Source organism: Georgenia satyanarayanai (assembly GCF_900116375.1).
Lineage (GTDB): Bacteria > Actinomycetota > Actinomycetes > Actinomycetales > Actinomycetaceae > Oceanitalea > Oceanitalea nanhaiensis.
The window spans coordinates 199,950-214,183 of record NZ_UETB01000005.1 but is presented as its reverse complement, the minus strand read 5'-3'; the positions used below and the strand labels follow the sequence as shown (position 1 = coordinate 214,183).

12 protein-coding genes are annotated in these 14,234 nt (G+C 67.7%); 4 read left to right on the top strand and 8 right to left on the bottom strand.

Annotated features, from left to right (window positions below; all coding sequences use genetic code 11):
• The coding region (locus DSZ44_RS09530) for a transposase (RefSeq protein WP_146237513.1) at positions 1 to 149 on the bottom strand (149 nt) is incomplete at its 3' end.
• A 179-nt stretch (positions 150 to 328) separates the two neighbouring features.
• Here DSZ44_RS09530 and DSZ44_RS09525 point away from each other — a divergent pair.
• On the top strand, positions 329 to 688 hold the full coding sequence (locus DSZ44_RS09525; RefSeq protein WP_110852378.1) for a hypothetical protein: 360 nt from the start codon (positions 329 to 331) through the stop codon (positions 686 to 688).
• A gap of 271 nt (positions 689 to 959) precedes the next feature.
• On the top strand, positions 960 to 1,835 hold the full coding sequence (locus DSZ44_RS09520; protein WP_146237512.1) for an AbiJ-NTD4 domain-containing protein: 876 nt from the start codon (positions 960 to 962) through the stop codon (positions 1,833 to 1,835).
• Positions 1,836 to 2,245: 410 nt separating this feature from the next.
• Here DSZ44_RS09520 and DSZ44_RS09515 read toward each other — a convergent pair whose 3' ends face one another.
• The 7 genes from DSZ44_RS09515 to DSZ44_RS09490 form a co-directional block, all read right to left on the bottom strand.
• Positions 2,246 to 4,201, bottom strand: a complete 1,956-nt coding sequence (locus tag DSZ44_RS09515) for a DUF3732 domain-containing protein (protein WP_146237511.1) — start codon at positions 4,199 to 4,201, stop codon at positions 2,246 to 2,248.
• Positions 4,202 to 4,711 carry a three component ABC system middle component gene (locus tag DSZ44_RS19025; protein WP_220035147.1) on the bottom strand — a complete coding sequence of 170 codons (510 nt, stop codon included), beginning with the start codon at positions 4,709 to 4,711 and terminating at the stop codon, positions 4,202 to 4,204.
• Positions 4,698 to 5,822, bottom strand: a complete 1,125-nt coding sequence (locus DSZ44_RS09510) for an ABC-three component system protein (RefSeq protein WP_146237510.1) — start codon at positions 5,820 to 5,822, stop codon at positions 4,698 to 4,700. Before DSZ44_RS09510 ends, DSZ44_RS19025 begins: the two co-directional genes overlap by 14 nt.
• 314 nt (positions 5,823 to 6,136) lie before the next feature.
• A complete protein-coding gene (locus DSZ44_RS09505) occupies positions 6,137 to 6,814 on the bottom strand; it encodes a hypothetical protein (RefSeq protein WP_110852374.1) in 678 nt (225 codons plus the stop codon).
• Entirely contained in the window at positions 6,811 to 7,512 is a 702-nt protein-coding gene (locus tag DSZ44_RS09500; RefSeq protein WP_110852373.1) for a hypothetical protein, read from the bottom strand. The genes DSZ44_RS09505 and DSZ44_RS09500 overlap by 4 nt, the downstream gene beginning before the upstream one ends.
• Positions 7,512 to 8,675 (bottom strand): hypothetical protein, encoded by a 1,164-nt coding sequence (locus DSZ44_RS09495; RefSeq protein ID WP_110852372.1) that lies wholly within the window; start codon positions 8,673 to 8,675, stop codon positions 7,512 to 7,514. The genes DSZ44_RS09500 and DSZ44_RS09495 overlap by 1 nt, the downstream gene beginning before the upstream one ends.
• Positions 8,675 to 8,875 (bottom strand): hypothetical protein, encoded by a 201-nt coding sequence (locus tag DSZ44_RS09490; RefSeq protein ID WP_146237509.1) that lies wholly within the window; start codon positions 8,873 to 8,875, stop codon positions 8,675 to 8,677. Before DSZ44_RS09490 ends, DSZ44_RS09495 begins: the two co-directional genes overlap by 1 nt.
• 481 nt (positions 8,876 to 9,356) lie before the next feature.
• Between DSZ44_RS09490 and ileS the strand changes: the two genes are divergently transcribed.
• Positions 9,357 to 12,590: an isoleucine--tRNA ligase gene (gene ileS / locus DSZ44_RS09485; RefSeq protein WP_110852370.1), complete on the top strand. Its 3,234-nt coding sequence runs from the start codon at positions 9,357 to 9,359 to the stop codon at positions 12,588 to 12,590.
• A 53-nt stretch (positions 12,591 to 12,643) separates the two neighbouring features.
• Positions 12,644 to 14,215, top strand: coding sequence for a bifunctional folylpolyglutamate synthase/dihydrofolate synthase (locus tag DSZ44_RS09480; protein ID WP_110852405.1), 1,572 nt, complete (start codon positions 12,644 to 12,646; stop codon positions 14,213 to 14,215).
• The last annotated feature ends 19 nt before the right edge of the window (positions 14,216 to 14,234 follow it).

Here is a 14,234-nt window from a genome sequence, read left to right as displayed (position 1 = left end):
CCGGTCCCGTACGCCTGGAGCCACTGGCGCAGCGTGCCCCGCACGATGCCCAGATCCTCAGCGATACCGCGGACCGTGGCCCCCGGGGTGGACTCGTACAAGTCGACGGCCTGACGACGGAACTCCTCGGAGTAGTTCTTCCTGGCCATAGTTCCTTGATCATCTCGCTCTCCCAGCAGATGCTGGATTCAGCGTGTCCAAGAACTGGGGTCAGGGCCCCCCGCGGCTGGCCCCGGGACCGGACCGTGGTGACCCGGGCGACGTTGGCAGTTGAACCAGGCGCTCGGTAATGCCCCGGAAACGAACGTCCGCCCCATAGGCTCGCTTCGTGTTCGCCGCCTCCGCCCTCCCAGTCGGCGCGCGCTTCACCATCCGGGGGCGCGAGTGGGTGTTGGCCCAGCTCCGTGACGAGCAAACCTTGGACGGGGATGTTCGGGACGTGCGCATGGTTGAGTCTTACCTCATAGAGCACTTCACCAAAGAGGAACTACGTGGAGAGAATGCCGGGCGGAGCTTCGCCGAGATGATCAACAACTTCCTGCGGGACAACCTCCCGGCCTGGACGATCATAGAGGGGCGTGTAGGGGAACTTCACCCCTCCAGCGACGTAGACGCAGTCCACGCGGCCCTCGACGCCACCGAAGGCCGGCCTGGCGCCCGGCATCACCTGCAACGCATCCTGTTCTAAGTAGCCGCACACAACCTCACCCTCACGTCACCTCGTCAGCGCCCAAGCGCGCCCGAGCGCCGTGCCCAGTCGCGATTACGGCTTGCGTCGAGGTCAATGTCATCACCGCTATCACTGTGCCCGCGATGCACGCGTGGCCTCCTCGGCGAAACTGCCACGGCTAGGTGTCGCGCGCTGTTCCTGGGGCCGTTCTACCAGTGCTTCCCGTTGCCTGGATGGGGCTCTGGACAACGGTCGCCGCGTGCTTCCCGACACATGCGACACTCAAGGCATGACAGATGCGCCCAACGTGAAGGCCTCCAACTTCTCGCAGCAATACGGGTATGAGCCCATCCCGAACACGCTCCAGCGTGAGGAGATGGATGGCCGTCTTCGGAACGCCATCTGGAACCGACTGTTCGTCTTTCAAGACAGGTTACGAAAGTCGTCGACGGACTCCTTCGATCACGTACCCCTGGTTCGGCACTGGGCGAGCCAGGGCAAGCCAATAGACGAAATCCCTACCTACGTCCGTCAATATTTCGCCTACTTGAAGACGTCCATCCAGCGCGCCGACTGGCATCATGTCTACGACTTGATCCAGCACTTCGCTTCTGAGGAGCACTATGGTGACACTGGGTTCGCTGGCTTCTCTGAGCTCGTAAACGGTGCCCTCGAACAGCACCTCTCCGCCTGGACCATCATCGACGGGCAGGTGGTCGAGCTTCACGCGAGCACAGACGTGGAGGCGGTCCGCGCGGCGCTCACAGACACTGAGGGGCTTCCTGGAGCGCGTCACCACCTCACGCGGGCGCTAGCAATAATGAGCAACCGCGACAACCCCGATGCGTCGAACACGATCAAGGAAGCCATCTCAGCGGTGGAGTCGGTATGCGGCTCTATCAATGGGAAAAAGGGTACGTTGGGTGACGCACTCAGCAAGCTCGAGAAGAGTGGCGTCACGATCCATCCTGCGCTTATAAACGGATGGAAGGCGATCTACGGCTACACGAGCGACGCGGACGGCATCCGGCACGCATCTATCGAAGTTCCCAAGAGCGATGTAGCGATGGCTCGCTACATGATGGTGTCTTGTTCCGCGTTCGTCAGCCTACTAATCAAGTACGCCCAGGAGGCAGGAATCTCCCTGATTAGCGGCAGCCCCTAACGACGCGTAGGAAGTCAGTATCTACAAACACGAAGCAGCCGTTCGCCCTGGTCGGGCCGACATTAGCCCCTCGTCGCTCTCGACCGTCTCAACCTGGACCTGGCCAGGCCGAGCAGCAGATCGCGTCGAGGGGCCGGCGCGGGCCACGCTTCGCTTCAGCGGGGCGAGGTCCGGTTGGGTTGGGGTGCGGGCGGCCTGTTATCCGGTCATGCCGCAATGAGCGCATCGGCTGACCGCAGGGGGATCGTCTTACGGCGAGTCTGTGCCCGCTTCCCCGCCGGTCGTGGCCGTCTTCAGTAGTCAGTCCTTGCTATGGAACCAGAGGGGGAGTAACCAGTCGCACGCCGGGGAGAGCAGGTTCGTGCCGCGCCCACGGACTCGGATCGCCCCCCTCGCACTTTGCGGATCCGCTAAGTTGCCTTCGATGGCCAATCGTCAGGGATCAATGCGACGCCGTTACGCCAGTTGTCTACTACGGCATCTTGGAACCAGTCGTCCGCCAAATTCGCGTGGTCGCACACGATCACCTGAAACCGTCCACCGAGCGAAGTGACAACGTCTTTCAGGAGTTCGAACTGACGCCGCACCGCTCCCCAGTCGGCGTCCTCATCGTCAGTAGCGTCCACGACCTCCTCGGGGAAGAAAGCTTGAGTGGGCTGGTCCAGCATGAGGAACCTTGGCACTGGCCGGTCTTTTGTAACGAACCAATGGTGCAGAGCAAGGTGTGCCGCGAGGTGGTAGCCCACCCAGTTCTCTGCGCTCCCCATACGTGCTAGAGGGACGCGGCCCCCCGGGCGCCGGTACGAAACGGTCAGTTCTCCTGGGTCCAGACGCGCATAGTGCTCAGACCCCTCCAGTTCAAGGCTCCGGGCGTAGTCGGTAATCAACTCACTCAGCCCGTCCATGGCTCGCCGAAGTGACTCAGTTGGATCGTCGGCTTCAAAGAGCTCTTCTAAGCGAGCCACCTGCCCACGTGCGCGGCGTTCCGCGACGCGCAATTCCTCAACCCCGCCCTCGACGTGAACTCCACGCTCCAGTTCCTGGCTCACTCGGCCCTTCAAGAAAGCCACTTGCTCGCGCCGCTCGCGCCCTTCCGACAGTTCCTGATTCTGTATCGCCGCAGCATCGAGATCCGCCGCATTCTTACGGAGCGCTGTTAGCAGATGCTCCCTGGACTCCTTGAGATCATCGATCACCGACTCCCTGCGTGCCGCTGAGCCACGAGAAGCTGCCAACCGAGTGTCCAAGTCGCTCAACAGTGCCTGAAGTGACTCAATCGTTTCATCAGACTGCGGGAGACCTTGGTCGCACAGCGGGCATGTACCTGCATGGCCAGCTGCATGACGTTCTCGAGGGCGCATGAACTCCAGAGCGCTTAGTCGATCTCGCTGAATCGCCAACTCTGAGGTCGCATCAGATTGCTCCGCTTCGAGGCGCGTCATTAGAGCGATCCGATCGTCAACCTCTCGAAGTTGCCGGCGAATCCCCCTACCCTCCTCAAGTAGTTCTGCCTGGCGCGCCACAGCCTCCGTGCTGAGAGTCGTGTCGACCGACTCGGATTCGTAATGCAGGATTTGCTCGAGCAGGTCGCGCCCATGGTCGGGGTCATTCCCTACCTGGTCCGACTCGCTCAAAAGACCCAGCGCTACGGCGGACCTCAGGAGATTGAAAGTGCGGTCATCCCGTTGACTTAGCTCCGCCTCTGCCGCTCGAATTTCAATCAGCAGTCGCTGCAACGTGCGCCTAGCCTGGAGTAGCTGACGTTGGATTGCCGACTGTTCGGGAGTTGACGCTCCTAAGAAATACGGCAGTGCCCCACGGATGGTGGGGCGCACTTCGGGTTCGTTCTGGCGATGGAACAGGACCGCGCGATTTGCTATCTCGTTCTGACTTTGGAAGCAGAACAGCAACGCCTGCTTGCTAGAAACCTCAAAGGGATGGCGAAGCGACCCTCGATCAGGTTCAATTCGGAACCTCTCTATTCGCAGGCGCTCGCTCAAGACGTCCTTTACGACCTCGGTGTCCGCGTTGACTTCCAACGGTCGGCTCGAGCTCGGGGCCTCCAGGGCGAGGTCACCGATGGTAATCATTGCCCTATTAGTGCTAGCCGTCTCTGGATTCGGGCGGCAAAGCAACACTCGCTCATTGTCGAACTGAACAAGTGTTGAGTACCAGGATACTTTATCGCTGATAACACCGGTCGGAATTGTGACAGTGTCGCGTCCCAGGCAGAACTCGACAATGTCGAGGAGGGCGGATTTGCCGGTCTTTGACTTGCCGGTCAGAATGTTCAGTTGACCAGGAACGAAGTCGACCTTTCGATGCTCTCCGTGGTGGCCATACACGCCGATGGAAACAATTTGCACTTAGTTGCCCATTCCGAGGAGGTTGAATGCCGTGTACACGTCGGTAGCCCGGAACCAGCGTCCAGAGACGCGTGCAGCGCGGACCGCGTTGGTCAGTTCCTCTGGCCATTCATTGCGAATTGGGTTTCTTGGTCGCGCGATCGCCATGACGTCTGTACCTGAAAGCGCCAACCGACCCGAGCGCATTCCGAACCGAAGGGCTCGTTTTGTCTGATCGACCGTCGTAGCAACGCGGGCGCCGATGCTCTGAGACAACTCGGCGTTACGAACCGCCCACGCGGTCAATGTAACTGAAGGACTCCGCGGTAGTGATTCACGGGTCGGGGGGTGGAGGACGAGCGGAAGAATGAGAAAACATGCTGGCCAGCTAAGGCCCGTGTCACTGTCTTGCTCTTTTGCCCATGCTGCATTGACGAGTAGCTCGGATGTGAACGCCTCGTTGAACAGCGCGACCGCCTCCGGCGCGCGCGCGCGTCCACCTCCGTCGACGGGGGTCTCAGACTGTTGCACCGGTGAGCAGGCCTTCCAAGCGAGATTGAAAGTCGGGGTGCCAACCTATCCGGTATCCAAGTTCGCCGTCGGCCAGCGCTTGGAACATGCCACGGTTGAACCACGGCTCGTCGAAGCGGTCGCGCAGCCTGGCCCTCGAAGTTCGCGCAAGCTGACTCATGATCTCTTGCCCGACTTCCTCTGCGGTGCGGCCCCCATCTAGAGCCCTGCCAACTTCAGCATCGAAAACTTGTTCCCACTCGTCGTACAACTTGAACGCGAAACGGTCGAGTTCCTGTTCACCGACAAGTTGGTAGCGCAGCCAGAAGGAGCGCTGTGAGTATGAACGATGATAGTCGCGGATTGCCTTCCATAGACGCTCTCGGTCGAGGGCAACCCACAGGAGTTGCTGAACAAATTGTCGGTCCTTATAAGCTTCGGTGATCGATTCATCGAACCGCTGCCGCACATCCGGGTCCACCGGGAGGTTGTCCAGTCTAAGTTGATCAACGATGTCCGCGACCTCGACCGCCAGGTCGTTTCCCGTTACAGCAGGCAATGTGCGATCGAGCAATCTAACGGCGATCCCTGCCCACCAGCCTTTGAGGAGAGCCAAGAAGGCCTTCTCTTTTCCAGGTGTAACCGCGTAGCGAAAAGTCTGAATCAACTCCGAGTCCAAGCCGCTAGCGCTTGGCGTGGCGTCATCTATGACGATTCGGTCGACGAGTTCGAGCTGGTCCACTGCGTCCAGCTGAAGGAAACGGTCGCGCCAAGGCTGGGACTTTTTGTTGCCTGAAGCGCTTGCCGCTTCGACGATCCTTCGCAATGCCTCCGGACTATCCCTGTCTGCCCCTGGCCGAAGCAAGCCGAGGTCCTCATCAGCGATCTGGGTAGTGACCATTCGTAGAAGAGGCCGCTCGTCGAGAGAAAGGTCCATCCACACATTCATGGTGCGCCAGAAATCTACGCTCTTCGCTGTTACTTTCTCCGTCTCACCGAGGTGATGCTTTGTCTGCAAGAGTTCCGACGCGGATCCGCCGGAGTTAAAATCTATGTCGTCTAAGACTTCCAAGCGGAGCACGACGGCAGGATCGACCGATGCTCGCTTCCCCAGCTCAGCGAGCGCGCGCATGCACTGTTGGAAGTACCCCAGAGCTTGGCCAGCCGCCTCATGGCTCGCTCCCAATGACATCCGATGCACCTCCACAAGCGAACAGCAGCGTTCGAGGCCGGCCCGAGCGGTTCCGACTGTACATCGCCAGTGGCGAACTACGTTCCGGTTTGCAGGTCGGAGCGGCGGCGGACCGTTCGTCTCCGACGCTCGTTTCGCTCGCCCCGATAGGGGAACCATCAACGGGAACCGGCTGGTCAGACGCGCAGCCGGGGGCTCGCTCGAGCCGTGACGTCCCGTAAGCCCCGTCCGGTGATCCGTCCGGTGAGGGTGCGCTATCCGGCAGTGCCGTACGCCGTCGCGGCCGGGTCGTGGATGAGGCCGCGCTGCACGCGGCGCGAGCCGCGCCACAGGGCGACGGCCGGGACCGCGCACACGACGGCGAGCACCGCGCAGGCGACGCCCAGCGTGGCGTTGAGGGCGACGTCGATAGCGTCACCGCCGAGGCGCGAGAGGCTGAAGCCCACGGCGCTCGCGGCCAGCACGGCGGCCAGGCCGCTGAGGCTGCACAGGACCACGCGCGCGAAGAGCTCGGGCCGCAGCGCGGAGAGCAGGCCGTGGACCCGGTGCCCGAGGCCCGGGTGCCGGGCCGGGCCGCTCGTCATCCACGCCTCCGCCGCCCGAGACAGGCGGGCGCCCGCACGGAGGAGGTCACGGCCCCGCAGCGCCGCGAGGCAGCCGCCGGCGAGGGCGACGGCGACGGTGAGGCCGCCCAGCACACCGGTGGTCACGGGGTCCCCGCCGACGACGGTGGCGAGCACCGCCACGCAGCCGACCGTGGCGACCACGAGTGCCGCCACGACGCCCAGCCACAGCGCCACGCCGGTGAGCAGGCGCCGTCCGCTCGTGTACTCGGCGACGACGGCGCGGACGGCCGGGCGACGGGCGCCGGTCGTCTCCCCGCGCTCCGCGGCGACGACGTAGGGCTCCACCGTGGCGGGCAGGAACCTCACGTGCCCGCCGGCTCGTTCACCGGCAGCACACCACTGGCGCGCGCGACGCCCTCCGGCGGCTCGGTGCCGACGTGCACGCCGGCCGCGATGGCGCTGACGACGTGCGCGAGCAGCGGCCGGTGCTCGGGGTCCGGGGAGCTGCCGGTGACGAGGACGAGGTCGTGCGGACGTCCCGGGAGGGCGACGGCCACGACGCAGCTGCCGAGCCGCTCGACCGGCGGGGTGCCGGTGCCGCCGGCCGGTGCCGTCGCGGAGCCGTGCGCCCGCCCCAGCCGGGTCTCCGGGCTGAGGGTGAGGAAGGCCTGCACCGCCGTCCGCCCGTCGACCAGCGTGATGTCCTCGACACGCTCGACCGTGCCGGCGGTCCCGACGGCGCGCTCGACGAGCGCGACCGGGTTGACCTCTCCGCTCGCTACCTTCTCGATCGTCGTCGAGAAGGTCCACACGGCGGGCTTGTCGTCGACCTCGGTGACGACGACGCCCGCGGAGGTGACGCCGCTGCGGGCGACGGCCGCCCGGGCCTCGCGCAGGCCGAGGTAGAGGTGGTCGGTGGGGCCGTCGCCGAGGTGCTCGCGGGCGGGCTCGATCATGTCGCGCCAGTGCGCCTCGGCGCGCGCGTCGGTGTCGAAGGCGGCGATCTCCACCCAGCCGGGCGGGGTGGGGACCCAGAACTGCTTCTGAGCAGCGGTCGTGTCCATCAGTCGTTCCGATCGTCGATGTCGCGCTGCTGCTCGGCGGTGACGAAGCCGTGCCCGCCGAAGAGGTTCCCGAAGCGCTCGACGGTCCGGCTCACCGGGTTGCCGATGTCGTTGAGGTTCTCGCTCGTGTCCATGACGTTCTTGCTCTCCTCGTAGGTGCGGCCGGTGACGTAGCCCCACGTCGCCAGCGGACCCACGGGGTTGAAGGACAGGGCCGCCGTCGCCGTGGCGCCGGCCCCGCCCGTCCCCCGGGAGATGCCCGCCACCGCCGGGACCAGCCCCGACATCCCGCCCGAGCTCGCCGCCAGGCTGCCGAGCCCCTGGACGATCTTGCCGAGACCCGCGCCGGCGAGGAGACCGAGCGCCCCGGTGAGCATCTCGGTGGCGTCCTCGCGCCCGCCGGCGAACTGGAGGAAGTCGACGGCCACGGCGGCGCCGCCGAGGATGAGGCCGGCCATGCCCAGCCAGCCGACCGGGCCGGAGACGATGAGCGCGATGATCGCCGCGACGGCGACGACGACCGCGAGGATGTCGATGATGTCCTCGAGCACCGGCAGGACATAGTCCTGGAACCAGTCCTCGACGTCCCCCAGCCAGTCGGTGAAGCTGTCCCACATGCTCGAGTCCGGGGCGTCGCCGGCGGCGCAGGACAGGCAGCTCGCGACGTACTCCGCCTCGCCCGCGTAGGTCTCGGCCAGGCCGTAGGCCTCGGAGCGGATCTGCTCGAGCTCGGAGGTCGCCGCGGAGAGCTGGTTCGCCGGCCCGTCGGTGTCGACGTCCGGGTCCTCGCTCTGCCGGGCGGCGGTGAGGTCGTCCGCCGCGTTGGAGACGTTGGTGATCGCGGTCGCCGCGCGGGTCTCGAGATCCTCGGCCTGCTGCTGGAAGGTGACGAGGGAGGAGGCCCAGGTCTCCAGGGCGGCGGCCGCCGCCTCGAAGCTGTCGGCCGCCGTGACGACCTTGGGCGTCAGCTCGCCCGACATCGTCTCGTGGAAGGCGGTGGCGGTCTCGCCCTGCCAGTTCTGCTGACCGGTGCCACCGAGCACGTCCGCGGCCTCGCGGATGCGCGCGGCGGTCGTGCGCACCTGCTCGGCGACCGACTCGGCGGAGACGAGGCTGCCCGGCGCGGGGTCGAAGCCGAGTGCGGGGAAGGACCTGGCGACCATCAGCCCTCACCGCTCTCGAGGGAGGCCTTGAGGGCGGCGTCGAGCTCGGCGAAGCCCTGCGCGATGGCGCCGAGCCCCTCGGCGCCGTTGCCGGAGACCTCGGCGAGCTCGCCGATGCCGTGGTTCCACTCCTCGCCGAAGCTGCTGAGCTGCTGCCGAAGGGCGTCGTGCCCCGTGACGTCCCCGGGGACGGCGGACATCGCCCCGGCCGCGCCGGACAAGGTCTAGCGGATGTTCTCCAGCGTCGTCCTCGTGGCTGCCAGGGCGTCGCCGTCGATGAACAGGTCGACCACGTGTGCGCCTCTCTCTCGCCGATGACGTGCCCGGTGCACGTCTGCCGGGGACCATCATGGCGAGCGCCGCCCGCGAGGGACAGCGCAGCGCATAGGGAGAACTCCCCATGTGCCGCCCGCTCACCGCGCGGCCGCCGCGAGCGGCTACACTTCCCGGCACAGGCATCGACCCGGCCATCACCGGTGAGCCGCCGGAAGAACGGAGCCCCGGCTCCCAGTAGAACCGGCCGGTCGCGGACCGTCATCCCGCACGAGAGCGGCCCCGGGCCGCGGCCCCGGCCGTGGACCCGACGGCAAGCGAGGTGGTACCGCGGCAGCGGACCCGCCCAGGGTGGGTACGTCGTCGTCCTCGCATCGACGCGCACGACGACGAGGAGCACCACCACCCATGGCTTCCACCCCCCGCTACCCGCGCCACCAGACCGGCGGCGAGGTCCCGGCCTCCCCGCGGTTCCCCGAGCTCGAGCAGCGAGTGCTCGCGCACTGGGCCGCCGACGGCACCTTCCAGGCCTCCGTCGACAACCGGCCTGCCGGCGAGGACGGCAGCAACGAGTTCGTCTTCTACGACGGCCCGCCCTTCGCCAACGGCCTGCCGCACTACGGCCACCTCCTCACCGGCTACGTCAAGGACGTCGTCGGGCGCTTCCAGACCCAGCTCGGGCGCCGGGTGGAGCGCCGCTTCGGCTGGGACACCCACGGCCTGCCGGCCGAGCTCGAGGCCGAGCGCACCCTGGGGATCACGGACAAGTCCGAGATCGAGGAGATGGGCATCGAGGCCTTCAACAAGGCCTGCGAGGACTCCGTCCTGCGCTACACGGGGGAGTGGCAGGACTACGTCACCCGCCAGGCGCGCTGGGTGGACTTCGAGAACGACTACAAGACCCTGGACCCCTCCTACATGGAGTCGGTCATCTGGGCCTTCAAGCAGCTCTACGACAAGGGCCTGGCGTACGAGGGCTACCGGGTGCTGCCGTACTGCTGGAACGACCAGACCCCGCTGTCCAACCACGAGCTGCGCATGGACGACGACGTCTACCAGATGCGCCAGGACCCGGCCGTCACCGTGGGGCTGCGCCTCGAGAGCGGCGAGCTCGCCCTCATCTGGACGACGACTCCGTGGACCCTGCCCTCCAACCTCTCCCTCGCCGTCGGGCCGGACGTCGAGTACGTCACCGTCGTCCCTTCCGAGGGGGCGCTCGCGGGGGAGAGGGTGCTGCTCGCCGCGGCCCGCGTGGGCGCCTTCGCCCGCGAGCTCGGTGAGGAGCCGCAGGTCGTGGCGACGACGACGGGACGCGAGCTCGCCGGGCGCCGCTACGCGCCGGTCTTCGACTACTTCGTCGGCCGCGAGGGCCTGGGCGAGAACGTGTGGACCGTCCTCACCGCCGACTACGTCTCCACCGAGGACGGCACCGGCATCGTCCACCAGGCCCCGGCCTTCGGTGAGGACGACATGGCCGTGTCCGCCGCCGCCGGTATCGGCACCGTCGTCCCCGTCGACGACGGCGGCCGCTTCACCTCCGAGGTCGCCGACTACGCGGGCACGCAGGTCCTCGAGGCGAACCGCGCGATCATCGCCGACCTCAAGAACGCCACCGGCCCGATCGGCCGCCGGCCCGAGGCCGAGCGGCCCGTGCTCGTGCGCCAGGAGACCTACGACCACTCCTACCCGCACTGCTGGCGCTGCCGCCAGCCGCTCATCTACAAGGCGGTGACGAGCTGGTTCGTCCGCGTCACCGAGTTCCGCGACCGGATGGTCGAGCTCAACCAGCAGATCACCTGGGTGCCCGACCACATCAAGGACGGCCAGTTCGGCAACTGGCTGGCCGGCGCGCGCGACTGGTCGATCTCCCGCAACCGCTACTGGGGCACCCCGATCCCGGTGTGGGTCTCCGACAACCCTGAGTACCCGCGCATCGACGTCTACGGTTCCTTCGCCGAGCTCGAGGCGGACTTCGGGCGGCTGCCGGTGGGACGCGACGGTGAGCCGAACCTCCACCGTCCGTTCATCGACGAGCTCACCCGCCCCAACCCGGACGACCCGACCGGCACGTCGACGATGCGCCGCATCCCCGACGTCCTGGACGTGTGGTTCGACTCCGGGTCGATGCCCTACGCCCAGGTGCACTACCCCTTCGAGAACGCCGAGTGGTTCGAGCACCACAACCCGGGCGACTTCATCGTCGAGTACATCGGCCAGACGCGCGGCTGGTTCTACACACTGCACGTCCTGGCGACGGCGATCTTCGACCGCCCGGCGTTCACCACGTCCGTCTCCCACGGCATCGTCCTCGGCTCCGACGGCCGCAAGATGAGCAAGTCGCTGCGCAACTACCCCGACGTCAACGAGGTCTTCGACCGCGACGGCTCGGACGCGATGCGCTGGTTCCTCATGGCCTCCCCGATCCTGCGCGGCGGCAACCTCGTCGTCACCGAGGAGGGCATCCGGGAGAATGTGCGCCAGGTGCTGCTGCCCGTGTGGAACACGTGGTACTTCCTCTCCCTGTACGCGGGCGCCGCCAACGGCGGGCAGGGCGCCGTGGGCCGCGAGGTCACCGCGGAGGAGGCGGCCGGCCTGCCGGTCATGGACCGCTACCTCCTCGCCCGCACCCGCACGCTCGCCGCCGACGTCCGCGCCATGCTCGAGGCCTACGACGTGCCCGGCGCCTGCCAGGCCGTGCGCGAGCACCTCGACGTCCTCACCAACTGGTACGTGCGTACCTCCCGCGACCGGTTCTGGGAGGAGGACGCCGACGCGTTCAACACCCTCCACACCGCGCTCGAGGTCCTCATGCGCGTCATGGCGCCCCTCGCCCCGCTCATCACCGAGGAGGTGTGGCGCGGGCTCACCGGTGGGCGCAGCGTCCACCTCACCGACTGGCCCGTCCTCGACGACGCCTTCTCGGCCGACGAGCTCGTCACGACGATGGACCGGGTGCGCGACGTCGTGTCCACCACCCTGGGCCTGCGCAAGGCCGGCGGGCTGCGCGTGCGCCAGCCGCTGCGCACCCTCCAGGTCGTCACCGACGACCCGGCGGCGCTCGAGCCCTTCACCCGGCTCATCGCCGACGAGGTCAACGTCAAGGCCGTCGAGCTGCGCTCGCTCGCCGACGACGCCGCCCAGGAGTACGGCGTCTACACCAAGCTCACCGTCAACGCCCGAGCCGCCGGCCCGCGGCTCGGCAAGGACGTCCAGCGCGTCATCAAGGCAGCCCGCTCGGGCGCCTGGGAGCAGACCGCCACCGGCGTCGTCGTCGACGGCATCGCGCTCGAGGAGCAGGAGTACACGCTCACCACGGAGGTCGAGGACCGTCCCGGCGACGAGCGCGCCGCGGGCGTGCTCGACGGCGGTGGCTTCGTCGTCCTCGACACCGCCCTGGACGACGAGCTGCTCGCCGAGGGCGTGGCCCGCGACGTCGTGCGCCGGGTGCAGGACGAGCGCAAGGCCGCCGGCCTGCACGTCACCGACCGCATCACCCTCGCCGTCGACGTCCCCGGACGCTACGCGCGCTGGATCGAGAACCACGCCGACCTCGTCACCGAGGAGACCCTCGCGGTCTCCCTCACCGTCGACGTCAGCCCCACCGACGAGATCGCCGTCCGCCTGGAGGTGGCACAGCCGTGACAGACCGCGACGACCAGCGTCCGGAGGACCGGACCGACCGCGCCCGCCGGGAGATGCTCTCCCGGCGGACGGACGAGCACGCCGCCCCGCCGGCGTCGGGCGGACCCACGCCGGCGAGCGCGGAGACACCGGACAGCGCCGAGCTCGAGGCCCGGGAGGTGCAGGCCGAGCACGACCGCGCCGCCCAGGAGCTCGTGGCCTCGGGCCTGTTCAGCGGGCCGGACCCCACGGTGATCGACGACGTCCGCGCCTCCTCCGACCCGACCGTCGTCGTCGACCCGGTCGCGCGGGCCCAGGCCGAGACGGAGGTCCACCGGATCTACACCGAGATCCTCACCCGGGCGCCCGAGCACGACGTACAGCCCAGCCTCGACCGGGTCCGGGAGGTCCTCGACCTCCTCGGTGAGCCGCAGCGCGCCTACCCCGTCATCCACATCGCCGGCACCAACGGCAAGACGTCGACGGCGCGCGTCGTCGAGCGGCTGCTGCGCGAGCGCGGTCTGCGCACCGGACGCTTCACCTCCCCGCACCTGTCGACGGTGCGCGAGCGCATCGCCCTCGACGGCGAGCCCATCAGCCCGGAGGCCTTCGTGCGCACGTGGGAGGACGTCGCGCCCTACGTCGAGATGGTCGACGAGCGCTCCCGCGCCGCGGGCGGGCCGCGGCTGAGCTTCTTCGAGGTCTTCGTCGTCATGGGCTACGCGGCCTTCGCCGACGCGCCGGTGGACGTCGCCGTCGTCGAGACCGGCATGGGCGGGCGCTGGGACGCGACGAACGTCGCCGACGGGACCGTCGAGATCCTCACGTCGATCTCCCGGGACCACGAGCAGTGGCTCGGGGACACGCTCGAGGCCATCGCGGGCGAGAAGGTCGGCATCCTCACGCCCGGCTCGACGGTCGTCAGCGCCGAGCAGCACGACGAGGTCACCCCTGTCGTCCGGGACGCCGCCCACGCGCTGGGCGCCCGGCTCGTCGTCGACGGGCAGGACATGGAGGTCGTCGACCGGCAGCTCGCCGTCGGCGGGCAGATGCTCGTCCTGCGCACCCCGGCGGCGACCTACACGGACGTGTTCCTCCCCCTCCACGGCGCCCACCAGGCGCGCAACGCCCTGCTCGCCGTCGCGGCCGTCGAGGCCTTCTTCGGCGGGGGCTCGCTGAGCGGGGAGGTCGTCGAGCACGCCCTCGCCTCCGTCGACTCACCCGGTCGCCTCGAGCTCGTCCGCACGAGCCCGACCGTCCTCGTCGACGCCGCCCACAACCCCGCGGGTGTCGAGGTGCTGCGCGAGGCCCTCGAGGAGTCCTTCGACCTGCGGCGCGTGGTGGGCGTCGTCGGCCTCATGGCCGACAAGGACGCCGAGGGGATCCTCTCGGGACTCGAGCCGATGCTCACCGAGATCGTCATCACGCGCGCGGCGACCGACCGTGCCCACGACGTCGAGGACCTCGCCGAGCTCGCTCGGGACATCTTCGACGAGGACCGCGTCCACGTCACCGAGAGGATCGACGAGGCAATCGACCTCGCGGCGGCCCGGGCCGAGTACGGTGGGGAACCAGGCGGGGCCGTCCTCGTCACCGGCTCGGTGGTGCTGGTCGGGGAGGCGCGGCTCCTGCTGCGGCGCGGCTGAGCGCCGTCCCACGACGCCG

Excerpts from the sequence above, each read along its gene's own strand:
- DSZ44_RS09520 (WP_146237512.1), top strand. The coding sequence starts at position 960 with ATGACAGATGCGCCCAACGTGAAGGCCTCCAACTTCTCGCAGCAATAC.
- DSZ44_RS09510 (WP_146237510.1), bottom strand. The coding sequence starts at position 5,822 with ATGCGCGCGCTCGCTGAGCTGGGGAAGCGAGCATCGGTCGATCCTGCC.
- DSZ44_RS09500 (WP_110852373.1), bottom strand. The coding sequence starts at position 7,512 with ATGGACACGACCGCTGCTCAGAAGCAGTTCTGGGTCCCCACCCCGCCC.
- DSZ44_RS09495 (WP_110852372.1), bottom strand. The coding sequence starts at position 8,675 with ATGGTCGCCAGGTCCTTCCCCGCACTCGGCTTCGACCCCGCGCCGGGC.
- DSZ44_RS09490 (WP_146237509.1), bottom strand. The coding sequence starts at position 8,875 with ATGTCCGCCGTCCCCGGGGACGTCACGGGGCACGACGCCCTTCGGCAG.
- ileS (WP_110852370.1), top strand. The coding sequence starts at position 9,357 with ATGGCTTCCACCCCCCGCTACCCGCGCCACCAGACCGGCGGCGAGGTC.
- DSZ44_RS09480 (WP_110852405.1), top strand. The coding sequence starts at position 12,644 with ATGCTCTCCCGGCGGACGGACGAGCACGCCGCCCCGCCGGCGTCGGGC.